Source organism: Novosphingobium sp. (assembly GCF_030696665.1).
Lineage (GTDB): Bacteria > Pseudomonadota > Alphaproteobacteria > Sphingomonadales > Sphingomonadaceae > Novosphingobium.
This window is the reverse complement of the sequence record NZ_JAUYRV010000026.1, coordinates 129687-152314: the sequence shown is the minus strand read 5'-3', so window position 1 is coordinate 152314 and position 22628 is coordinate 129687. Positions and strand designations below refer to the sequence as shown.

Genomic DNA, 22628 nt, shown 5'->3' with positions numbered 1-22628 from the left:
GAAACATGCTGGCAGGTGAACTTCACCGCCTCGCCCAGCACGTCCGACTTGGTCGCAAGCCTCGGTTCTTTACGGTTTGAAAACATACGTCATTTGACGCAGGGCCTGCGATGCTGACGCGGGTGTGGCCACAAATTGCCAACGTTTCCGGCATTTGCGCACTGTTTGGGGTGCCAACAAAGGAGTCGAGCGGACCGCTATGCGCACCTAAGGTTGTGGTGCAGCAGGAGAATGCGTGACAAATTTCGTGAAAGTCATTCAGCCCTGCTGCTGAAAAGGAGATTTCGAATGCAGCAAGGCCTGTTCCCGATCCGTTACACCTTGTTGGCCGCGTGCGCGCTGGCTGCAGCCCTGCCCGCTGCTGCTTCCGCGCAAGTGACCAAGATCCAGTCGAACCCCAGCGCGCTGATCCTTGATGCGGCGGACGTGAAGGCCGGGACCGACATGATCTTCCTGTCGGGCCAGCTTGCCTCGCCGGTCGCCCCTCCGGCGGCGGGTGCAACGGCGGACTTTGGCGATACGAAGACGCAGACCATCAGCGTGCTGACGAAGATCAAGGCCCTGCTCGAAGCGCGCGGTTATGCGATGGATGATCTGATCAAGCTGACGCTGTTCGTCGCAGCCGATCCGAAGCTGGGCAAAATGGACTTTGCCGGGGCCAACGATGGCTTCAAGATGTTCTTCAAGACCGCAGAAAACCCGTCGACCGTAGCCCGATCAACCTTTCAGGTGGCCGCACTTGTCGCTCCGCAGTTCCTGATCGAGATTGAGGCGATTGCCGCGAAGAAGCGCTGACCGGTTCAGGCTTCGGCCCATTGGCGCAGCAGGTTGTGGTAGACACCGGTCAGGCGGACAATCGCCTGATCGCCCTGCCCAACCTGCCCGGCCAGGGTCTGGATCGCCTGATCCAGTTCGAACAGGTTGGCGCGCGATGCATCATCACGCACCATCGACTGGACCCACAAAAAGCTGGCCACGCGCCGCCCGCGCGTGACCGGCTGGACCATGTGGAGCGAAGATGACGGATAGAGCACCGCATCACCCGCCGCCAGCTTGACCGTTTGCGCACCGAAGCGGGTTTCGATCACCAGTTCTCCGCCATCATAAGCGTCCGGGTCTTCCAGAAACACCGTCATCGACAAATCGCAACGCACGCGCCAATCCGTCCCTGCGCGCAGCCGCATTGCGTTGTCGACATGCAGGCCATAGGTCTGCCCGCCCGCATAACTGTTGAACATCGGCGGATAGATGCGGTTCGGCAGCGCAGCAGCGATGAACAGCGGATTGGCCGCCAGCGCGCCAAGGATCACCCGCCCGCCCTCGCGCGCAGCCTCACTGTCTTCGGGCAATTGCCGGTTGTTCTTCACCAGCCGCGCCTGTGGCCCGGTCGTGGCGCTACCGTCTTCCCACATCGCAGCATCAAGCAAAGCGCGCAGGGACGACACTTCTTCAGCGTGCAGCAGGCCGGGAATGGGCAGAAGCATTGTGCGGTGTCAGGCCGATTTCAGCACGAACGGAATCTCCACCACGCCTTTGACTTTTACCGGCGTGCCAGCGCGCATTGTTGGCTGCCAGCGCCAGCGACGCACGGAAGAAAGCGCGGCATCGTCAAGCCGGGGAAACCCGCTGCTGCGTGCAATCGAAATTGCCTCGACCGCGCCGTCCGTACCGAGCACCAACAGCAGTTCTACGATGCCCTGCTCCTTTCGGCGGCGGCTTTCGACCGGATAGCGCGGCGGATGGCCCGAAACCATGCGCGTGGCCAACGAGTCTGAGGTCATGGTGGATACCGCTGCAGGCGGGCTTGGAGGAGCCGGGGGTGCCGGTGGGGCAGAAAGCGTGGCGGGCTGGGCGACCGGCACCGTATCGGCAAACGCCATCGGTACAGGCTGCACGACGGGCACCATCAACGGCACCGGCGGCGGCGTGATCCGTATGTCGAGCTTTTGCTGCTGCGGCTTGTCCGGCGCGGCGGCGGGCGGTGGCGGAGGGGGCGGCGTGAGGTTTACTGCAACAAACCGATGTTCCGGCTTCGCCACCACCTGATACCCAAGCCCGAGCAGGATCGGGACGATGGCAAGATGAACCCCCACCGCAAGCGCGACGCCGGGCAGTTTTGCCCGGCCGCCTGCGCCATAGCGTCCCCCTGCTGGTATATAGGGCGAAGCGGACGCAGCAGAGGCGGCGATGGCCACCGAACCGTGGGGACGGTACGCCGCACCATTGCCGTGGTCTTCGGCAACCACAAAGGAGTCTTGTTCGAGGAACATGCCGCACTCCAACTGCGAATCACTTTCAAACGCAAGAGTGTTCTTGCAACAGATTCGCATTATTTGAAATGATCAGGATCAAAAATGCGGCAGGCCGCCCCGCCAGCGCAGAGCAGCCTGCCATGAAAACCAGCTTTTGATCAGAAGCTGTAGTTGAGGCTCAACACCGCCGAACGCGTCGGAGCGGGCTGTGCCCAGCTGCCGCCGAGGGCATTGCGCACGGTCGTCACGTACTTTTCATTGGTGAAGTTCTGCACGTTGACCTGCGCCAGCAGACGGTCGGTCACCGGGTAGGACACCATCAGGCGGTGGATGGTGTAGCTCGGGACGTTATACGGCACATAGGTTCCGGCAGTGAGCTGCGCCAGCGTCGGCGAGTTCAGCAGGAACTTGCCCTGATAGGTAAGGCCGTAGCCCAGTTCCAGCCCGAAGCCGAAGCGGTAGGTGGTGAAGAGGCTGCCCGAATGCTTGGGCGTGTTGATCAACTGTGTGCCACCGGTGGGATCGGGAAATGCCGCCGTGGTGCCGCAATCCGTGCCGGGATTGGCAAGGCAGAGGTTTGACACGCCCTGAAGAATCTCGGCATCAAGATACATGTAGTTGGCCGAAATCGTCCAGTTTTCGGTGATGTTGCCCGATGCACCGAACGATACGCCCTGGACGCGCTGCTTGCCGTCAAGCCGCTGCTCCACGATCGTGGGGTCACCCGATGGCACGCGGATGCTGTCACGATCATTGCGGAACCATGCAAGCGTCAGCAGCAGCTTCTTGTCGAACAGGTCAGCCTTGGCACCCACCTCGTAATTCTTGGTGGTCTCTGGCGCGAGATTGCAGGTGGCCACCGCGCAGGAACCATCGACTGCGGTCTGCGACGGGTTTTTGGAAGTACCTGTGGCGATATAGAGGCTGGTGTCCGGCGTCGGCTTGAACACTGCACCCACGCGATAGGAAAACAGGTTATCGTTGCTTTCGAACGGGCCGGTGGTCGCGCTGACCTGCCCCAGCGTGGCGCCGGTAGTGGCATAGGAAATCGTGCGGTTGGACCCGCGTACGTTTTCATACCGCACGCCGCCGTTCAGCTCGAACATCTCGCCGAACTTCATCGTATCGAACGCGTAGCCCGAAATCGCCCGGCGCTTGCCGCGATTGACGCTGCCAAGGATGAAGTTGACCGGGCCGGTGTAGACATTGCTGCCATAGGTAAACCCGGCCGGACCCTGCACCACCGCGCCCGGATTGGCGATGTTGACCAGCGCGAAGGCCGGTGTCGTGCCATCGGCATTGCGCGGCAGTGCGCCCTGCGTCTGGTCGAAATCCTCCCAGAGCGCTGAGCCGCCGATCACCAGATTGTGTTCGATTCCTGCGGTGGAGAAGCTGGCCGTCAGGTCAAGCTGGTCATAGAAAGTGCTGTTGTTGATGAAGCGCTGCACACCGCGCCCGCCGGTGGGTAGATAGTAGCCCGCAGGAACCGTCGCCGGGCATGCCGCCTCAACCGAAGGCACCGCGAACGTGCCGGGCTGCAGGCCGGTGGAGGCGAGACAGAACGTACCGGTGGGCTGGCTGGTGATGGTATCCTGCGCGATATGTTCATATCGCGTCAGGTTGCGGATGCTCACCCCATCGCCCAACTCGTGGCTGAAGATCGCCTGCACCGCATTGGTCTTGGAATTCTGCTTGTCGAGATTGGCGAAACCGTAATAGCCGCTGCGGTCAAAGTCCGAAAGGAACCCGCCGAGGTTGGCGTAATAGCGCAGCCCGTACTGCGGCATGCTCTCATCATTGAGATGCTCGTACTGCAACGTCAGGCTGGTCGGGCCATCCACGCCAATCTTGATCGAAGGCGCAACGCCCCAGCGCTTGTAGAATTCCACGTCGCGGCCGGGCACGTCATTTTCGTGATAGACCGCATTCAGGCGCACTGCGATCAGATCCGACACACGCTTGTTGATGTCCACCGTGGCGCGATAATAGTTGTCGGTGCCAACACCAGCATTGATCACGCTCTGATCGGTGCCCAGCGGCTTCTTGGTGACAAGGTTGATGTTGCCTGCAACCGAACCGCCACCATTGAACACCGAGTTCGCGCCGTTGGCGACTTCGATCTGTTCGATGTTGTAGGTTTCGTTGCGGTTCTGGAACGCGCCGCTGCGCACGCCATCGATGGTCACATCGTTCTTGGCGTCCTGCCCGCGCAGGATGATGCGGTCACCATAACCAAAACCGCCCTCGCCTGCGCCGAACGTGATGCCCGGCACGGTCTGCAGCACATCGCGCAGCGTCAACAGGTTCTGCTGCTGCATCGACTTGGACGAGATCACCGTGATCGTCTGCGGCGTATCGAGCAGCGGCGCTGTGTATTTGGGCGACGCGGCGCGCTCTACTTTGACCTGCGGCTCCTCGATCACGGTGTCGGTCACGGTCATGCCGCCAAGGCGCTGGTTGCTTTCAGCCTCCTGCGCGTGGGCCGGGCCGGTGAAGGCCATCGCGCCTACGCAACCCAGCGCCAGAAAGGATGGAATGGTCTTGGAATCGGACATGCTTACCCCTCAAATTTCAACAGATGCATCACGATGCCGAGACCCGCTATTGCGAGTCACTCGCATTGTCAATGAGGGTTTGGAGGGAGATTGGGTCGCTATGCAGTTGGACTAAATGGGTTTTCCGGAAAAATCCCGCAAACACGGGCGATCCACACGCCCTAGGGCATCCGTAAAACTTCCAAACCTTTTCGCTCTTGCATATCGTTCGCATTAATTAGATAGGCGGACCAGTTCGTTGCAGACTCGCAATCGTCGGAGATGTTTCTTGGAAGTGGTTGAACGCCCAAAATCCACCGACAGCATTCCCGAAGCGCCGCGCATAAGCAGTGCGGCTGGCAATGCGCGGCACCCCAACTCGGCGCGGGTCAGCCACAGCAAGCGGCGCAAGTCATCGCGGCAGTTCTGGATGAAGCAGTTGCATACGTGGCATTGGGTCAGCGCTGCGGTCTCTCTGGTTGCGATGTTCCTCTTTTCGGTCACCGGCTTCACGCTGAACCACGCTGCATCGATCGGAGCAGACCCCAAGGTCGAAACCGCGCAGGCCCGGTTGCCCGCCCCCTCGCTGGCCATACTGGCCAAAGGCCCGGCGTCTGCGGAATTGACCGACGCGCTACCTCTGCCTGCCCCCGTGGCTGACGATGTGAAGCGTCTTGTCGGCGTCAACGCCAAGGGCGTCGCAGCGGAATGGTCAGACGCGGAAGTCTATGTCGCCGTGCCCGGTCCCGGGCGCGACGCATGGGTGAGCATTGATCGTGCCACAGGCGCGATGGAAGCCGAACGCACCAATCGCGGGTTCATCTCTTTCGTCAACGACCTGCACAAGGGCCGCAACACCGGCACCGCATGGTTCTGGCTGATCGATGCGCTGGCGGTGGCCTGCGTGATCTTCACTTTCACCGGGCTGTTGCTGCTGCAGCTTCACGCAAAGCACCGCCCTTCCACCTGGCCGCTGGTCGGGCTGGGCACGGCGGTGCCTCTGATCATCATTCTGCTGTTCATGCACAGCTGAACTTTTCGAAGAACGGAACCTTTACCGATGAAGAAAAGCCTAGTTCTTGCCGCCGGGATAATCGCCGCCCCCGTTTCGACCGCCGCGTCTGCCGGAACCATCACCATCACGATTCCGCGCATCAACGCCTCGGAATACCATGTCCCCTACGTGGCGGCGTGGATCGAACCGGCAGGCGGCGGGCAGGCGCGCACGCTGGCGGTGTGGTATGATGTTGACAAGGTTGGCAATGAACCGGGCACCAAGTGGCTGGCAGACCTGCGCACATGGTGGCGCAAGGGCGGCCGCAGCCTGAAGCTGCCCGCCAATGGCGTAAGCGGCGCGACCCGCGCACCGGGCGCGCACCGCATCACCATCCCCACCAACGTCAAAGCCGGAGCCTACACGCTCCACGTCGAAGCGGCGCGTGAAGATGGCGGGCGCGAACTGGTGTCGATGCCGCTGACCATTCCTGCCGCCAACGGTCGTGCCACCGGCAAGGCCGAACTGGGCGCGATCACCATTTCCGCCCGCTGAAATTCAAGCTGAAAGGTTCAACCATGACCGCCAAATCTCTCCTCCTGCTTGCCGCCGCCGCCATCGGCGTTGCAGCACCGGCCAGCGCGCATAATGCGTGGCTCCTGCCCTCGATCACCGTGCTGTCGGACACGGTCCAGAGCGTCACTGTCGACATGGGCGCGTCGACTGCTCCGTTCGAGCCGAACCACCAGCCCCTGCCTGCTGAAAACGTGAAGGTATGGGCGCCCGATGGCTCGATGGGCAAAGTGGAGAACGCATCGCGCGGGCGCTATCGCTCAACCTTTGACGTCAAGATCGACAAGCCGGGCACATGGCGCATCGGCATGGAAAACAACGGCATCGGCGGCACGTTCAAGGTGAACGGTGAACAGTGGATGGTCGGCCGCCGTCGCGGACCTCCGGCTGCTCCGGGGGGTGCTGCTCCTGCGATGACGCCACCGCCCGCCCCGCCTGCGGCAGCCGGAGCCGCTCCCGGCGGTCCCAATAGCCCACAGGGCGGGCGTCCCAGCATCGATCGCAGCCACATTGTCGCCACGGTCGATGAAATCCCCGCAGGCGCGACCGACCTGGATCTGACCGAAACGACTGGCCGCAACGAATTCTTCGTCACGGCGGGCGAACCGAGCGATACCCTGTTCAAGGCCACCGGCAAGGGTCTGGAATTCGTGCCCGTCACGCTGCCGACCGACCTCGTTTCAAACGAACCCGGCCAGTTCCGCTTCCTCGTCGATGGCAAGCCTGCCGCTGGCCTTGAAGTGGAAGTGATCCCCGGCGGCCGCCGCTATCGCGAGGCCGATCAGGCGCAGAAGCTGAAAACCGATGCGCAGGGCCTGCTCACCGTCAACTGGCCGGGCGCGGGCTTCTACTGGATCAACGCCAGCCATACCGACGACAAGCCTTCCAACCCAAAGGCTGCCAAGCGTCGGATGAGCTACACCGCAACGCTCGAAGTCCTTGCCCCATGATCGAAACAGCCCCGGCACCGCGCATTGCGGTGCCGGTCGAGATTGACGCTGCGGCGCTGCGAGGTTTCGATCCCGCAGCGCCGGTTTGCACGCTCTCTGGCGAGACGATGGGCACGACATGGCAGGTGCAAGCCGCCCTGCCAGAACGGCTTGGGCTTGCGACGGATGACGTGAAGACGAGGATTCAGGCGCGTCTGAACGCTATTGTCGGCGAGATGAGCCATTGGGACGAAGCCTCAAACCTCTGCCGCTTCAACCGCGCGAATGCAGGCTCTGCCACCCAACTTCCAACCGATTTCGCCCAAGTCATCGCCTGCGCCCTTAACGTTGCACGCGAAAGTGACGGCGCATTCGATCCGGCGCAGGGGCAGTTGACCGACCTATGGGGCCTCGGCCCCAACCCCGCCCCCGCAGAACCTGAAGCCACCGCCATTGCCGAGGCGCAAAGTGTATCAGGCTGGCGCAAACTGGCGTTCGATCCATCCACCTCAGCGCTGCACCAACCCGGCGGCTTGTGGCTAGACCTGTCCGGCATCGCCAAGGGTTACGCCGTCGATGCGGTCGCAGACCTGCTTGGCACCCTTGGCATCAGCCATGCGCTGGTGGAGATCGGCGGCGAATGCACTGGGCGCGGGATGCGGCCTGATGGTGACCCGTGGTGGGTCGATCTGGAAAGCCCACCCGGCCTTTCCCTGTCCCCGTTGCGCGTGGCGCTGCACCAGTTGTCTGTCGCGACATCGGGCGATTACCTGCGCGGCGCACATACGCTCGATCCGCGTACCGGATGGCCCGCCATTCACGGCACCACGGCAGTCAGCGTGCTGCACCGCCACTGCATGGAGGCCGATGCCTGGGCCACTGCGCTCGGCGTCGTAAAACTTCCCGAAGCGCAAGCGCTGGCCATCCGCCATGATCTCGCCGCACGTATCGTTCTACGCTCGGGCGCGGAATGGCTCAGCCCGGCATTGCGAGCCATGCTATGACCACCCCGCTCCAGAAAATCCCCCCGCAAATCGCCGCACTGGCCGATTACGAGGCGTTTGCGAGGGACCGCATAGGCCCCGGCACATGGGCCTATATCAACGGCGGCGCGGGCGATGAATGGACCCTGCGTGAAAACGTCACCGCCTTCACCCGCCTGCCCCTGCGCACCCGCGTGCTGCGCCCGATGCAAAGCGCATCTACCGCGCTCAACCTGTTAGGCTGCGCAATGGACGCCCCCATCCTGATCGCGCCGATGGCCTTTCACGGCCTGTGCCACCCCGATGGCGAAGCCGCCACCGCGCTCGCCGCCGGAGCCACCGGCACAACCCTCGTCGTCAGCACGCAGGCAGGCCAGTCCATCGAACAGATCGCGCAAGCCGCCCCCGGCCCGTTGTGGTTCCAGCTCTACATCCAGCCCGACCGCACCTTTACCGAGCGCCTCGTCGCCCGTGCCGAGGCTGCGGGCTATCGCGCGCTGGTGCTTACCGTCGATGCCCCGGTCAACGGCGTGCGCAATGCCGAGGCGCGCGCACGCTTCACCCTGCCCCCTCACATCCGCGCGGTGAACCTTGAAGGCATGATCCACCCCGCCCCCGGCCGCGACGGCGCACTGCTGTTCGGCACGCCGCTGCTGGAAAGCGTTCCCGTGTGGGAGGACATCGCGTGGCTGCGCACCCTCACCCGCCTGCCGATCCTGCTCAAAGGCATTGTCGACCCCGATGATGCGCTCCGCGCGCTCGATTGCGGGATCGATGGCCTGATCGTCTCCAACCACGGCGGTCGCACCCTTGATGGTGTGCCCGCCGCGATAGACCTGCTGCCCGCCATTGCCGAAGTGGTGGACGGCCAAGTACCGCTGCTGATGGACGGCGGCGTGCGGCGCGGCACCGATGTGCTGCGCGCGCTCGCCTTGGGCGCAAATGCCGTGCTGGTCGGCCGCCCGATCCTCCACGCCCTAGCCACCGCAGGTGCGCTCGGCGTCGCCCACGCGCTGCGAGTCTTGCGCGCAGAATTCGAACTGGCGATGGCACTCACCGGCTGCCGCACGCTGGCCGACATCGACAGCGGCTGCTTACACCAAAACGTGCGTGACAATCCCCACCACCGCCGCTAACCGCCGCGCGGCATGTCATCGCTTCGCGCCTTCTTCTGCAACAACCGCAATCTGGCCCTGCTGGTGGTCCTGATTGCGCTGTGCATGAAGATTCTGGTGCCCGCCGGTTTCATGATCAGCCCTACCGCCAAGGTTTTCACCGTGCAGATCTGCGACGATCAGCTCGGCAACCACGCGGTCCGGCAGATTGCGATTCCGATGAAGTCCGGCCTGATCGATGCCGGAGCCAAGCAGGCGGGCAAAAGCGCAAGCGGGGAATGCCCCTTCGCCGGACATTCCATGACCGCGCTTGGCGGTGTCGATCCGGTGCTGCTGGTGCTGGCGCTGGCCTTCATCCTTGCGCTGGGCTTTGCGCCGGTCACCACCCCACGCGCAGCCCGCATTGCCTTCCTGCGCCCACCCTTGCGCGGCCCACCGGCTCTGGCCTGACAGGCTGAACGGTTACGCGGGCCGCATCTGGCCCGTTATCAAGGCGCGCGCTGCACCCCAGCGCACACCCTCCGCACAGCCTTTTTGCATCGAACCCTTGTTCCGATCCGCAATCAGGATTGCCCAGAATGTCGAACACCACTTTCCGCCCGGCCCTCATGGCCGGTGCCGCCACCCTTTGCCTCGTTTCCGCCGCCGCCCACGCCCAAGGCATTGGCCAGCAGCAAGACGTGATCATCGTCACCGCCTCGCGCACCGGCACGCTCACCGCCCCCACCACGGGTGAAGCCCGCGCCGCGCTCGAACGCATTCCCGGCGCCATCGGCTTTGTCGAAGACAGCACCTTTTCAGACGATTTCACCCAGAGCATCGGCGATGCCCTCGCCCTCACGCCCGGTGTTTTTGCCGATATCAGCGCCCAGCGCGAAAGCCGCATTTCGGTGCGTGGTTCGGGCCTCAATTCCGGCTTCGAACGGCGCGGCCTCACCGTGCTGCGCGATGGCGTACCGATCAGCCGGGCCAGCGGCAGCACCGAATTTCAGGAAGTCGATCCGCTGACGATCCGCTATCTTGAGGTCTACAAGGGCGCGAATGGCCTGCGCTTTGGTGCGGCCTCGCTCGGCGGCGCGGTCAATGTCGTCAGCCCCACCGGACGCACGGCCAATGCTCCATTCACCGCGCGCATCGAAGGCGGCAGCTTTGAAACCCTGCGCGGCAACTTTTCGGTTTCAGGCGCAGGTGACACGGTGGACTACTTCGTCGGCGTCACCGGCCTCACCAGCGATGGCTACCGCGAACACAGTTCGGTCAAAAGCGTCTACGCCCACGGCAACCTTGGCATCAAGCTTTCGCCAGATATCGAAACCCGCTTCTACTTCACTGGCCTGAGCGACAATTTCGAACTCGCAGGATCGCTGCGTCTGGCCGATGCTCTGGCCAATCCGCGCGCGGCGGGACGCCCCGTCACGGTCGGCCCGTTCTTCCCCGGCGGCCCGGTCACGACGCTTGACCCCGGCCCGGTCGCGGATGACTGGGACCGAAATCTTGACGTTCTGCGCCTCTCGAACGTCACCGCCTTCACCCTCGGTCAGTCCAAGCTGGAACTGGGTGGCTGGTACGCCCGCCGCGTGCTCGATCACGCGATCACCCGCTTTGCAGGGATCATCGCCCAGACCGAGGACGAAGTCGGCGGCTCGTTGCGCCTGTCCGGCACGGTGCCGATGGGCACCAGCGATGCGCGCTGGACCGTGGGCGGTTGGCACGCCTTTTCCACCAACAATGCCAGCACTTTTGCCAACGTGGCGGGTGAACGCGGAGCCTTGCGCACCCGTTCGGATCAGGATTCCAGCACCACCACCGGCTTTGCCGAACTGGACGTTCCGCTCACCGGATGGCTCAATGCCGTGGGCAGCGGGCAATATTCGCGCGTGGTCCGCGATGTCGACGGGCAAGTCGCCACGGTCAGCGGGCGCGGCGAGTATGATCAGTTCAACCCACGCTTCGGCCTTGTCGCCAGCCTTGGGCAGGACGCACAGGTGTTCGGCAATGTCAGCCGCAGCTTTGAACCGCCAACACTGTCAGACCTGACCTCCGGCGGCGCAACGCCCTTCGCCCCGCTCGATCCGCAACGCGCCACCACGTTCGAAATCGGCACACGCGGCCAGCAAGGCGCGCTGTCGTGGGACGTGGCGTTCTATCGCGCTGAAATCGCAAACGAATTCATCGACAACGCGATCAACAACGGCGCGACCACCGTTACCGTCAACGCGGATCGCACGATCCATCAGGGCATCGAAGCTGGGCTGGACCTGTTCGTGGCCAAAGAAGCGCTGCAGGCCCGCGGCGAGCAACTGCGGCTCAGCGTCGCCTACACGCTCAACGACTTCCGCTTCGACAACGATGCGCTGTTCGGTGACAATGCGTTGGCAGGCGTGCCCCGCCACGTGCTGAACGCCGAGGCCCGGTTTGACCGCAAGGACCGGTTCTATGTCTCGGCCAACCTCCGCTGGGTGCCGCAAGGCGCGTGGGCAGACTACGCCAACACCGAACGGCCCGATGGCTACGAATGGGTCGGGCTGACCGCCGGGGTTTATCTGATGGATGGGCTGAAACTCTTCGCTTCGGTCGAGAACCTGTTCGACGTGGTCCACATTTCCAACGTCTCCACCGTCACCAACCAATCGCGTGAGCGTGCGGCGATCTACACTCCGGGTCAGGGTCGCGCCATCTATGGCGGCCTGAGCTTCGGCTTCTAACGGGAGCGGGCAACATGAGCACCAAGGCAAAGATGGGCCGCTGGTCCTTTTCCAAGCACCAGTGGCTGGCCATGATCGGCGGCATTTCGCTGCTGGTCTGGGGCATTTCCGGCCTCACCCACGTGTGGCTCGCACTTTATGGGCCGCAACAGGCGGTGTTCATGCCACCCGCCCAGCCGGTTGATCTGGCGGGATCGAAACCGGTGGCGCAAACCCTTTCCGCCGCCGGGATCACCCGTCCCATCGCCGTGCGCACCGTGCCTTCGGCGCAAGGCACGCTCTATCAGGCAACCGTCGATCCGCTGGCCGAACGCCGCTATTTCGATCCCGCAACCGGGGCCGAAGTGGCGGGGCAGGACCGGCGGCAGGCCGAATATCTCGCGCGGCATTACCTTGCGGAAAAGCGCCCGGTCAGCGGCATCGAATTGCAAACCGCGTTCGATGGCGATTACCCTTGGGTCAACCGCCTGCTTCCGGTGTGGAAAGTCCGCTTCGCCGGGGACGACGGCGTGATCGCCTATGTCCACACAGAAACTGGCAGTCTGGCCGCCGTCAGCAATAATACCAAGGCCGTGCAGCAGCGCGTCTTCCGCTGGCTGCACACGTGGGACTGGTTTCCGCAGCAGGCTGAATGGCTGCGCGTGGCAATCGTCGGCCTGATGGTCGCCAGCCTTGCCGCGCTGGCGGTGACCGGCATCGTGATGCTGGTGGCCATCCGACGCAAAAAGCGCTTGCCCGGTGCGCGTGGATGGCATCGCGCCTCGGGCTACGTTCTCGCCCTGCCGCTGCTGATGTTCTCGCTCAGCGGGATCTACCACCTTGTACAGTTCTCGCTCGAACCACCCGTCAGCCAACTGCGTATGGGGCGTCCGCTCGATCTTTCCGCGGGGCGCTATCCGGTGGAGCAGGACTGGGCCGCGCTCGCAGGCGGTCAAGAGGTGCGCGCGCTGTCACTGGTCGAAGGCCCGGAAGGCCAGCCGCTCTATCGCCTCGATCTTGCCGCCGCGCCGATGGCCGGTGGCGGAGAGCACGATCACCACGCACATCACGCGCCCAAAACCCCCGACGCCATCCGCAAGGCTCGCTTTGACGGCCTCCAACCGGGCGGCGCATCAGTCTATGTCGATGTAACCACAGGAAAGGCCGTGCCGCTGGCCGACCGCGAACTGGCGCTGGTCATCGCCAAGCGCTTTGCCGGGAGCGATGCTCCGGTCACTGGCACCACCCTCATCACCCGCTTCGGCACCGACTACGATTTCCGCAACAAGCGTCTACCGGTCTGGAAAGTGGACTTCGGCGCGCCGGTCAACGCCAGCCTCTTTGTAGACACCGCCACCGGCGTACTGGCTGATCGCGTGGAGGATTGGCAGAAGCCCGAACGTGTGGTGTTCAGCTTCATCCACAAATGGAACTTCCTGTACCCGGTGGGCAAGCTGGCGCTCAACGGCATTGTCGGCGGGGCTGCCTTGGCGCTCGTCGTGCTGATGGGCGGGATAGGCCTGTGGCTGGATATCAAGCGGCGACGCAAACTGCGCAAAGTCGCTTGATGACCCGGGCGGCGCTATGCCGCCGCCCCTCACACCTGATATTGGGTGCAAAGCTCGCACAATGCGTGGATGATTCCCCGCACAATCGGGTCTTTCAGGCTGTAATAGCGGGTCTGCGCCTCACCCCGGATCGACACGATCTCTTCCTCGCGCAGCAGCGCCAGATGTTGCGATACGGCAGACTGCGAAAGGCCGGTCAGTTCGACCAACTCCGTTACCGAAACCTCACCCTCGTCCATGCGGCACATCATCAGCAGCCGCTCGGGGTGGCTCATAAGACGCATACGCCCCGCCATGCGGTTCGCGTTGGTCTTCAGTTCGCTAAGGTCGGTCGGCTTCATGGCCGCAGCTCCGTAAAAGGACAGTCGTCATCCCGCAATACCACGCAGATGGCAAGAATGACGACGGCCCGATATCAGATCAACGCTCGACCGGAAGACCGGCCGATTGCCATGCGCCAAATCCGCCTGCCAGATGGGTGTCAACCGCACCTTGCGCCGTGCTGCACTTGTCCAGCGCCATGCCCGAACGCTTGCCGCCAAGGCAGTTCAGCACCAGCGTTTTTCCGCCAGCATCGGGCAGTTGCGAAGGCTGGAAAGTGGACAGCGGCATGTTCACAGCGCCGGGAATGTGCCCTTCTTCGAATTCGTTCACCTCGCGCACATCGACGACGAGAACCTCACCTGCCTGCAACAAACCTTGAAGGTGCTGCGCGGTCACTTCCTTGTGCTGCGGGGCACTGTTTTTGCCAAAACCGAAAACCATCTGATCCACCTTTCGTCAAAATCGCGCCATCATCCCTGCTCGTAAGCCGGGATTGTCAGGACACTCCTAACATTATGACTTGCTAATATCATGCAGGCATTATATTCGTCAATCATGATTCATGGGGAAGCGATTTTTCGCGCCACGAAGGAGACGATGAAATGACGATTGATGCTGCCGTATTCCGCTTGGCCGGGCTGGTCGTGTTGGCCAGCGTTGCATTGGCGCACTGGGTCAACCCCGGATTCCTCTGGCTCACTGCCCTTGCCGGCCTCAGCCTGCTCATCGCTGGCTTTACCGGCATTTGCCCGGCAGCGATGGCCTTCAAAAGGCTGGGTATCCGCTCCAGCAATGTCTTCAAGTAACGCCAACCTGAAATGCGCTCAAAGGAACATCGATTGATGACCGACACCGCACTCCAACAAGCCATTGCTCAGGTTAGGGAAGCTGCCGCCCCGGTCGTCCGCACCTTCTTTGACGTGCCAACCTTCACCGCCACCCATGTGGTCCACGATCCCGCCACGAAGCGCGCGGCGATCATTGATTCCGTTGCGGATTTTGACCAGCCATCAGGCCGCGTCACGCACGCTTCGGCAGACGCGGTCATCGCCTATGTCCGCGCCGAGGGCCTGGGCGTAGACTGGCTGCTTGAAACCCACGCCCACGCCGATCACCTCTCCGATGCGCCCTATCTGCAGGAGCATCTGGGCGGCACCATCGTGATCGGGCGCGATATCCTGACCGTGCAGGGTGTTTTCGGCAGCATTTTCAATGAGCCGCACAGCTTTGCGCGCGATGGGTCGCAGTTTGACCGGCTGCTGCATGATGGCGAGGCGTTTGCGCTGGGCAGCATTCCCGCCGTGGCGCTGCATGTGCCCGGCCATACGCCGGCCTGCATGGCCTATGTCATTGGCGATGCTGTGTTTGTCGGCGATACGCTGTTCATGCCCGATTATGGCACCGCCCGCGCCGATTTCCCCGGCGGCGATGCACGCACGCTGTTCCGTTCAATCCGCCGCCTGATGCAGCTGCCCGATGAAACGCGCGTGTTCCTCTGCCACGACTACAAGGCGCCGAACCGCGATACGTTTGTGTGGGAAACCACCATCGGTGCAGAGCGCACCGGCAACGTCCATGTCCACGGCGATGTGTCCGAGGACGATTTCGTGCAGATGCGTGAGGCGCGTGACAAGACTTTGGGCATGCCGCGCCTGATCCTCCCATCGATTCAGGTGAACATCCGCGCCGGGCATTTGCCGGAACCGGAGGGCAACGGAACCCGCTATCTGAAGCTTCCGCTCAACGTTCTCTGAACAGCACCTAGATGCACCTAGCTGCACCTAAGCGCCTCTGAACCACACCGGAAACGCCGCAAATGTACAGCGAAATCCAGTATTTGCTCGGGGCAGCCAGCGGGGTTCTGATCGGCTTCACTTTGGGCCTCGTCGGCGGCGGAGGATCGATCCTCGCGGTGCCTTTGATGGTCTATGTGGTCGGCGTCAAAAGCCCCCACCTCGCCATCGGCACCAGCGCGCTGGCGGTCGCCGCCAATGCACTGGCGGGCCTGTTCAACCACGCGCGTGAGAAGAACGTGAACTGGCGCTGCGGCGGGTCGTTCGCGCTGGCAGGTGTGATGGGTGCGCTGGGTGGATCGACGCTGGGCAAGGCGTTTGACGGCGAAAAACTGTTGTTTCTCTTCGCCTTGCTGATGCTCGTCGTTGCAGTGCTGATGTATCGCGGGCGCGGCGATACCGGGATCGAGGGCGTGCAGTGCAACCGCGAGAACCTGCCCAAGGTCGTGCTGTTCGGCATTGGCACCGGCATCCTTTCAGGCTTCTTCGGCATCGGCGGCGGATTTCTGATCGTTCCCGCCCTCGTCGCCTCCACTGCCATGCCGATCTACCGCGCCATCGGCACCTCGCTGATCGCAGTTGCCGCCTTCGGCCTCACCACCGCCGCCAACTACGCCGCATCGGGGCTGTTGGACTTCCCGCTGGCCGGAGCGTTCATCGCAGGCGGGATTGTCGGCTCGGTGCTCGGCGCGATGGCGGCCAAGCGGTTGGCGGGGGCCAAGGGACTGCTGAACACCGTGTTTGCGACACTGATCGTGGTGGTGGCCGCTTACATGCTCTATCGCAACTGGCTGTCGTTCACCGCATAGACCCGCTGCGCCAGCCAATCGAGGCCGGGGCGGTGGTTGACCAGTATGAGGCCGGTGCCGGTTTCGCGCAGCCACGTGTCGAGCGCCTGCGCCACGCCCATTTCCGTTTGCAGATCAAGACCTTCGCTCGGCTCATCGAGCACCAGCCAAGGTTTGCCCGCCAGCAGCGCGCGGGCGAGCGAGAGGCGTTTGCGCTGGCCGCCGGACAGGCGCGCGCCATCGGGGCCGAGCCAGGTTTCGAGCATAGCGGGCATCGCGCGCACCGTATCGGCAAGGCAGGCAATTTCAAGCGCGGCCCACATTTCGGCCTCGCTCACCCTCGGTCGTGCCAGCCGGAGATTGTCGGCCACGGTGCCTGCGAGCAGCGGCGCATCTTGCGCCGACATGGCAAAGAGCCCGCGTAACTGATTGATATTCAGACCTTCCACCGGCCTGCCGTCAATCAACGCAACCTGCGATGCATCGCGGCGCAACCCGCACAGCGCTTGCACCAGCCGTGTCTTCCCGCTGCCCGATGGCCCGGAAATCCGCACACGCTCGCCGGGTCTGAGCATAACGGACTGCGCGCCCTCTCCCAACGTGATCGTGGCGGAGACCGGCAGTTTTGCATCATCCACCCCGCGCTCCGGCATTTGCGCGATCTGCGACAGCCGCGCCAGCGCCGCATCCACGCGGGCGCGCTGGAGCAGTGAGTGGCTCACACCGCCCAGCGCTTCAAAAGCGGCAGCCCCGGCAAGCGCAGCCAAGGCCTGCAACGCAACAGGCGCTGCGCTGGTGGCGAGCATCAGCGCTACGGTGCATGACGCGACGGTCAATTGCACCGCCTGAAGCCAACCCTCTGCGCGGACAATGGCGGCGCGCGCCTGATCGACCTTATCGCCTTCCGCGCCGAGCAGCATGCCCACCTTTTCGGCTTGCCCGTAGAGCGCGAGTTCCACGCTGGCGGTGGCGTATTCGGCATAGAGCGCCTTGAGCCGTTCAAGCGCCGCGCCGTGATCCTGCCAAGGCTTGGCAAGCCAGCGTGGTGCGAACGCGCGCGTGGCAAGAACGCTGGTGGCGAGGCCTATTCCCAGAATGACGGCGGCCAGCGGTCCGGCCAGCACCGCCGCCGCCAGCCCGGCCACCGCGCCCGCCGTGGCTGACGTGACCGAAACGCGCCGGATCGCCAGATCTTCCAAGGCTTCGACATCGCTGCCGAGGTGTGCAGCGATGGTGCCGCTGCCCCGGCGAGTCATCTCTGCCATATCGGCGGCAGCGAGGCGGGCGAAGAGGCGCGGGCGCACGTCCGCAAGGCTGTTCAGCGCATCGCGGTGGCTGAGCAGGCGTTCGAAATAGCGCGCCAGCGTGCGCGTGATGGCCAGGCCGCGAATGCCTGCGCTGGGGAGCAGGTAGTTGAAGGCCTGCACCGCCGCCACGCCGCCCGCTCCGGCCAAGGCCGCGCCGGTCAGGAACCAGCCCGACACCGCAAGCAGGCCGACGCCGGACAGCGCGGCTAGTGCGCCTGCCAGCCCGGCAGCGAAGCCTGCCCGGCGACCGGCGAGTTGGGCGATGGGAAGATCTGCGCTCATGCGCAGGGCACCGTGGTTTGCGCCACTTCGATCAGCAAGGGATCGTGCGTGGCGACTATGACCAGGCGAGTCCGGGCGACTTCGCACAGAACGTCGATGACCGTTTGCACCGTCGCTGCATCAAGATCGGCGGTCGGTTCATCCAGCAGCAGGATCGGGCGGCCCGAAAGGATCGCCCGGGCAATGCCGATGCGGCGGCGCTCTCCGCCCGACAGACCCGAGCCGACAGGGTCGATCACCAAATCGCCACCACGCGCATGGAGCAGCGCGTCGAGGCTCAGGCGCTGCGCCAGATCGAACCAATCAGCATCGCCCGCACTACCAAGCAAGATGTTTTCGGCCAGCGTACCGGGCAGCAGCAAAGGGCGTTGGCCGCTCCAGCCGACATGCGGGTTGAGCGCGCCGGGCGCAATTTCATCCCCTGCCGTGAGCAGGCTTCCGGAAGCGACCGGGACCATGCCGACGATGGAGTGGAGCAGCGAGGACTTGCCCGAACCTGTGGGTCCGGTGACGGCGTGAAGCCCGGTTTCCGGCCAAGCTGCGCTGAAGGGGCCGATGGTGGAGCCGTCATCATAGCGCACGAGCAGTTCGTGAAGCGTGAGGCCTTCCGGCGCGATAAGCTGCGGTTGTGCTTGCGCCAGCATCGCTTCGGCCCGCGCAAGCTCAGGCTGCATCGTTGCCATCGCGGCCTCACCCTGCTGCTTTTCGTGATAGGCGGCGGCCATGCGGCGCATGCCGAGGTAAAATTCCGGCGCGAGCGCAAGGACGAAGAAGGCGCGCGTCAGGTCCAGGGTTTCCGGCGCGGGGAACGGCAGGATGCCGAGCAGCGAGAATCCGCAATAAACCGCCACCAGCGCGACCGAGAGCGCGGCGAAGAATTCCAGCACTGCGCTGGAAACAAAGGCGATGCGCAGCACGCGCAGGGTGCGCATTGCCACGTCCTGCGCGGCGCTGGCGATCTGGCGGGTGACGCGATCCTCTGCGCCGAAGCTGACGATGGTGGGCAGCGTGCGGGCGCGGTCAACGAACAGGCCGGTCATGCGTGACAGCGCGAGGTGCTGACGCTCTGCCTCCACGCGCGCTGCGGTGCCCGCAAGGATCATCCCGAAGGCGAACGGGATCAGCGTGGCGAGCATGATCGCAGCGGCAATCCAACTGGCAAGCGCGGCCAGCGCAGCGCAAATCAGGGGAGAAAGCATGGCGGCACTGCGGATCGGCGCGAACTTACCAACATAGCCATCCAGCACTTCGACATCGTCGATAGCGGTGCGCAAGTCCTCACCCGGCAAGCGCCCCCGGCGGTATCCGGTGGGCAACAGGGCAGCGAACAGGCGGGTCCGCAAGGCCTGCTTGGCAGTATTGGCGGCGGCTTGCCCCTTTGCCGCCCCGCGCGACTGGGCCAACGCCCGCAGCGGTCCGCTGAACGCGAGAGCAACAAGCGCGAGCATCGTCGCCCAAGCCGACCGCCCCTCCATTCCGCTGCCGAGCCAGAAGGCGAGCGCGGCAGCGAACAACGCCGCACCAGCAACATCTGTTTGCCACCAAGCAGCGGCGCGGCGCGCGTGGCGCGATTTCGATTTCAGGAATGCAGAAGCAAGCTGGGTCATTTCAAGACCCGCTTATGGCGCGCCCCTTTGGGTGACTGCAAGTGTATATTACCGTTTTCTGATATTGCTAAGTGTGATAGACGCCGGGCCAAGTCGAGTCGGGCCTGTTCTGGCAATGATCCGGCCTGTCACGAACCGGAGCTTCCTTTATGGATATGGCCGTCGTCGAACTTTCGCGGTTTCAGTTTGCGCTGACCGCGATGTATCACTTTTTGTTTGTGCCGCTGACGCTCGGCCTGTCGTTCATGCTGGTGATCATGGAGAGCGTGTTCGTGATGACAGGCCGCCCGATCTGGCGGCAGATCACGCGGTTCTGGGGCAAGCTCTTCGGCATCAACTTTGTGCTGGGCGTGGCAACGGGCCTGACGATGGAGTTCGAGTTCGGGACCAACTGGTCCTACTATTCGCACTACGTCGGCGATATTTTCGGCGTGCCGCTGGCGATTGAAGGGCTGATGGCCTTCTTCCTTGAAGCCACGATGGTGGGCCTGATGTTCTTCGGCTGGGACCGGCTTTCGCGCGTGGGGCACCTTGCGGTGACCTTCTGCGTGGCGCTGGGCAGCAACCTTTCGGCGCTGTGGATCCTGATTGCCAACGGCTGGATGCAGAACCCGGTGGGGTCGCGCTTCAATCCCGATACGATGCGGATGGAAGTGACCGATTTTACGGCGGTGCTGTTCAATCCGGTGGCGCAGGCAAAGTTCGTCCACACCGTCAGCGCGGGCTATGTCTGCGCAGCGGTGTTCGTGATGGGCGTTTCGGCGTGGTATCTGCTCAAGGGCAAGTGGGTGGGCGTGGCCAAGCGGTCGATGATGGTGGCATCGGCGTTCGGTCTGGCGTCCAGCCTCTCGGTCGTGGTGCTGGGCGATGAATCCGGCTACGCGCTGACCGACAACCAGAAGATGAAACTCGCCGCGATTGAAGCGATGTGGCACACCGAGCCCGCTCCGGCGGGGCTTTCGATCTTCGGCATTCCCAGTCTTGTGAGCGAGTCCACCGCCTACGAAGTGAAGATCCCCTATGTGCTGGGCCTGATCTCCACCCGCAGCCTGACCGGTGAGGTCATGGGCATCAACGATCTGGTCCTGAAGGCGGACGAGCGCATCCGGGCGGGCATTCTGGCTTATGACGCGCTGGAAAAGCTGAAGGCGAACCGCACCGATGTTGCCGCGCGTGAGGCGTTTGAGCGAAACAAGGCGCATCTGGGCTATGCCTTGCTGCTGAAGCGCCACATCGATGATCCACGCAAGGCCAGCGATGATCAGATCGTGCAGGCGGCACGCGATACGATCCCCAACGTGCCGGTGATGTTCTGGCTGTTCCGCCTGATGGCGGGCATGGGCTTCCTGTTCATCGGCTTTTTCTCGCTGGCGTTCTACTACTCATCCACTTGCCACTTCGAGAAACGCTGGTTTCTCAAGCTGTCGGTGCTGATGATCCCGCTGCCGTGGGTGGCCATCGAGTTCGGCTGGCTGCTGGCCGAGATCGGACGCCAGCCTTGGGCCGTCGAAGGCGTGCTACCGACGTTCCTTGGCGCTTCTTCGCTGACCGTGGGGCAAGTGTGGGCAACGATTGCCGGGTTCACCGCGCTCTATTCGGTGCTGGCGGTGATAGAGGTGCGGCTGATGCTGTCCTCGATCCGCAAGGGACCGGTCGAGCATGCGCCTGAGCCTGAACAAGACACAGCTTTCGGCGGCGGCTTTGCGCCGATGCCGGCCGAATAAGGAGCCAACGCGATGGGTATTCCCCTCGATTACGAAACGCTGCGGATCATCTGGTGGGCGCTGATGGGCGTGCTGCTGATCGGCTTTGCGCTGACCGATGGCTATGACCTTGGTGTCGCCTCGCTCCTGCCCTTCGTGGCCAAGGGCGATGCCGAGCGGCGGCTGGTGATCAATTCGGTGGCCGCGCATTGGGAGGGGCATCAGGTGTGGCTGATCCTGGGTGCAGGCGCGATCTTTGCGGCATGGCCATTTGTCTATGCGGTAAGCTTTTCGGGCTTTTACATCGCGATGTTCCTTGTGCTGGCAGCGCTGATCCTGCGGCCGGTGGCATTCAAGTATCGGTCGAAGCATAACGATCCTGCGTGGCGGAGCCGGTGGGACATGGCGCTGTTCGTGTCCGGCATCGTGCCTGCGCTGGTGTTCGGCGTGGCGGTGGGCAATGTGCTGCTGGGCGTGCCGTTCCGGCTGGATGGCGATTTGCGCAGCTTCTATGAAGGCACGCTGCTGGGCCTGTTCACGCCCTTTGCGCTGCTTGGCGGGCTGCTGTCGGTGGCGATGCTGGTGCTGCACGGCGCGGGATGGCTGGCCATGAAGATCGAGGATGGGCCGGTGCTGGACCGCGCGCGCAAGTTTGGCAGCGTGGCGGCGATGGCGGCGGTGGTGCTGTTTGCACTGGGCGGGCTCGCGGTGGCGCAAGGCGGGCTGGGCTTCCGGCTGGGTAGCCTGGTGGATACCGCCGGGCCTTCAAACCCGCACTACGCGCAGGCCGTAGCCGCTTCGGGCGCGTGGCTGACCAACTATGCCGCACAGCCGTGGACGCTGTTTGCGCCAGTGCTGGGGCTGGCCGGGCCGGTGCTGGCGCTAGTGGGAATCCGCCGCCGCAACCACCTGCTCAACTTTGGCGGATCATCGCTGGCAACGGTGGGGATCATCGCCACGGTCGGGCTGTCGATGTTCCCGTTCATCCTGCCCAGTTCCATCGATCCGGGATCAAGCCTGACGGTGTGGAACGCATCATCCAGCCACCTGACGCTGTGGATCATGCTGCTGGTTACGGTGGTGCTGCTGCCGCTGGTGCTGACCTATACCGCATGGGCGATGCGGGTGATGTTCGGGCGGCTGACCATGCGCGAAATCCAGAACAGTCCTGACTTCTACTGAGGATTCAACA

General features: G+C 63.6%; 21 protein-coding genes. 14 read left to right on the top strand and 7 right to left on the bottom strand.

The annotated features are described in order from the left end of the window. The first annotated feature begins 288 nt into the window (after positions 1-288). Positions 289-795: a Rid family hydrolase gene (locus tag Q8R81_RS06325; protein WP_305616597.1), complete on the top strand. Its 507-nt coding sequence runs from the start codon at positions 289-291 to the stop codon at positions 793-795. Positions 796-800: 5 nt separating this feature from the next. On the opposite strand, the gene Q8R81_RS06320 is transcribed toward Q8R81_RS06325, so the two are convergent. The 3 genes from Q8R81_RS06320 to Q8R81_RS06310 form a co-directional block, all read right to left on the bottom strand. Beyond that, positions 801-1484, bottom strand: coding sequence for a Fe2+-dependent dioxygenase (locus tag Q8R81_RS06320; RefSeq protein WP_305616596.1), 684 nt, complete (start codon positions 1482-1484; stop codon positions 801-803). Between the two features lie 9 nt (positions 1485-1493). Further along, positions 1494-2270, bottom strand: coding sequence for an energy transducer TonB (locus Q8R81_RS06315; protein WP_305616595.1), 777 nt, complete (start codon positions 2268-2270; stop codon positions 1494-1496). 140 nt (positions 2271-2410) lie between these two features. Next, entirely contained in the window at positions 2411-4807 is a 2397-nt protein-coding gene (locus tag Q8R81_RS06310) for a TonB-dependent siderophore receptor (protein ID WP_305616594.1), read from the bottom strand. Between the two features lie 409 nt (positions 4808-5216). Here Q8R81_RS06310 and Q8R81_RS06305 point away from each other — a divergent pair, with 409 nt between their 5' ends. From Q8R81_RS06305 to Q8R81_RS06270, 8 genes are all read left to right on the top strand, one after another. Next, positions 5217-5819 carry a PepSY-associated TM helix domain-containing protein gene (locus Q8R81_RS06305; RefSeq protein ID WP_371135317.1) on the top strand — a complete coding sequence of 201 codons (603 nt, stop codon included), beginning with the start codon at positions 5217-5219 and terminating at the stop codon, positions 5817-5819. Between the two features lie 27 nt (positions 5820-5846). Next, complete coding sequence (locus Q8R81_RS06300; RefSeq protein ID WP_305616593.1) at positions 5847-6335, top strand: DUF2271 domain-containing protein; 489 nt, start codon at positions 5847-5849, stop codon at positions 6333-6335. 23 nt (positions 6336-6358) lie between these two features. Next, positions 6359-7303, top strand: coding sequence for a DUF4198 domain-containing protein (locus Q8R81_RS06295; protein WP_305616592.1), 945 nt, complete (start codon positions 6359-6361; stop codon positions 7301-7303). Then, positions 7300-8286, top strand: coding sequence for an FAD:protein FMN transferase (locus Q8R81_RS06290; RefSeq protein WP_305616591.1), 987 nt, complete (start codon positions 7300-7302; stop codon positions 8284-8286). Before Q8R81_RS06295 ends, Q8R81_RS06290 begins: the two co-directional genes overlap by 4 nt. Next, positions 8283-9401: an alpha-hydroxy acid oxidase gene (locus Q8R81_RS06285; RefSeq protein ID WP_305616590.1), complete on the top strand. Its 1119-nt coding sequence runs from the start codon at positions 8283-8285 to the stop codon at positions 9399-9401. The genes Q8R81_RS06290 and Q8R81_RS06285 overlap by 4 nt, the downstream gene beginning before the upstream one ends. Before the next feature lie 12 nt (positions 9402-9413). Beyond that, positions 9414-9830, top strand: a complete 417-nt coding sequence (locus Q8R81_RS06280; RefSeq protein ID WP_305616589.1) for a hypothetical protein — start codon at positions 9414-9416, stop codon at positions 9828-9830. A gap of 128 nt (positions 9831-9958) precedes the next feature. After that, on the top strand, positions 9959-12085 hold the full coding sequence (locus Q8R81_RS06275; protein ID WP_305616588.1) for a TonB-dependent receptor domain-containing protein: 2127 nt from the start codon (positions 9959-9961) through the stop codon (positions 12083-12085). 14 nt (positions 12086-12099) lie between these two features. Then, positions 12100-13632: a PepSY-associated TM helix domain-containing protein gene (locus Q8R81_RS06270; protein WP_305616587.1), complete on the top strand. Its 1533-nt coding sequence runs from the start codon at positions 12100-12102 to the stop codon at positions 13630-13632. Positions 13633-13661: 29 nt separating this feature from the next. Here the strand turns inward: Q8R81_RS06270 and Q8R81_RS06265 are convergent, their stop codons facing one another. After that, positions 13662-13973, bottom strand: a complete 312-nt coding sequence (locus Q8R81_RS06265) for a helix-turn-helix transcriptional regulator (RefSeq protein ID WP_305616586.1) — start codon at positions 13971-13973, stop codon at positions 13662-13664. 79 nt (positions 13974-14052) lie between these two features. Continuing rightward, entirely contained in the window at positions 14053-14397 is a 345-nt protein-coding gene (locus tag Q8R81_RS06260; RefSeq protein WP_305616585.1) for a rhodanese-like domain-containing protein, read from the bottom strand. A 161-nt stretch (positions 14398-14558) separates the two neighbouring features. Between Q8R81_RS06260 and Q8R81_RS06255 the strand changes: the two genes are divergently transcribed. The 3 genes from Q8R81_RS06255 to Q8R81_RS06245 all read left to right on the top strand — a co-directional run bounded on the left by Q8R81_RS06255 (position 14559) and on the right by Q8R81_RS06245 (position 16558). Beyond that, positions 14559-14762, top strand: a complete 204-nt coding sequence (locus Q8R81_RS06255; protein ID WP_305616584.1) for a DUF2892 domain-containing protein — start codon at positions 14559-14561, stop codon at positions 14760-14762. Between the two features lie 36 nt (positions 14763-14798). Then, entirely contained in the window at positions 14799-15710 is a 912-nt protein-coding gene (locus Q8R81_RS06250; protein WP_305616583.1) for an MBL fold metallo-hydrolase, read from the top strand. A 62-nt stretch (positions 15711-15772) separates the two neighbouring features. Then, on the top strand, positions 15773-16558 hold the full coding sequence (locus Q8R81_RS06245) for a sulfite exporter TauE/SafE family protein (RefSeq protein ID WP_305616582.1): 786 nt from the start codon (positions 15773-15775) through the stop codon (positions 16556-16558). On the opposite strand, the gene Q8R81_RS06240 is transcribed toward Q8R81_RS06245, so the two are convergent. Further along, entirely contained in the window at positions 16528-18126 is a 1599-nt protein-coding gene (locus Q8R81_RS06240) for an amino acid ABC transporter ATP-binding/permease protein (RefSeq protein ID WP_305616581.1), read from the bottom strand. The two genes, Q8R81_RS06245 and Q8R81_RS06240, sit on opposite strands and share 31 nt — an antisense overlap. Continuing rightward, on the bottom strand, positions 18123-19733 hold the full coding sequence (locus Q8R81_RS06235; RefSeq protein ID WP_305616580.1) for an ABC transporter ATP-binding protein/permease: 1611 nt from the start codon (positions 19731-19733) through the stop codon (positions 18123-18125). The genes Q8R81_RS06240 and Q8R81_RS06235 overlap by 4 nt, the downstream gene beginning before the upstream one ends. A 149-nt stretch (positions 19734-19882) precedes the next feature. Here Q8R81_RS06235 and Q8R81_RS06230 point away from each other — a divergent pair, with 149 nt between their 5' ends. Beyond that, the gene (locus Q8R81_RS06230) at positions 19883-21457 is read left to right on the top strand and encodes a cytochrome ubiquinol oxidase subunit I (protein ID WP_305616579.1); all 1575 of its coding nucleotides are present in this window, start codon (positions 19883-19885) and stop codon (positions 21455-21457) included. A gap of 12 nt (positions 21458-21469) precedes the next feature. Next, on the top strand, positions 21470-22618 hold the full coding sequence (gene cydB / locus Q8R81_RS06225) for a cytochrome d ubiquinol oxidase subunit II (protein WP_305616578.1): 1149 nt from the start codon (positions 21470-21472) through the stop codon (positions 22616-22618). Positions 22619-22628 lie beyond the last annotated feature (10 nt).